The sequence below is a fragment of the Pelomicrobium sp. G1 genome (assembly GCF_051905455.1).
Lineage (GTDB): Bacteria > Pseudomonadota > Gammaproteobacteria > Burkholderiales > UBA6910 > Pelomicrobium.
The window spans coordinates 1-340 of sequence record NZ_JBQACR010000204.1 but is presented as its reverse complement, the minus strand read 5'-3'; the positions used below and the strand labels follow the sequence as shown (position 1 = coordinate 340).

Here is a 340-nt window from a genome sequence, read left to right as displayed (position 1 = left end):
CGCCGGCACCTCGTCGGAGGCGAGAATGCCTCCCGAGTGCAAACGCGGTGCGTTGGCGAAGGCCAACGCGGGCACGGCGCGCGTGGGCACGCTGTCCACACCGACGACGCCGCCGGCATGGAAAAACCCGGAAAGGAGACTGCCGAAGAATCCTTCGGCCGCCTTCGCCAGCGGTTCCACCGCGGTCCGGCGCACGAAGAGCCGCGTCACGTCCTGCGCCAGGCCGCGCAGCACGTCTGAGAGCTTCCGGCCCCGCACGATGGCGTCTTCGAAGGCGGAGCTGAACGTCAATCCGAGTTCTCGCGCGACGTCGTTGTTTTTCTCGGCCTCCTCTCTGATC

General features: G+C 67.6%; 1 pseudogene. It reads right to left on the bottom strand.

Features of this window, described 5'->3' with window-relative positions:
- A pseudogene (locus ACTFO6_RS18180) lies at positions 1–340 on the bottom strand (phage tail tape measure protein); the annotation flags it as partial.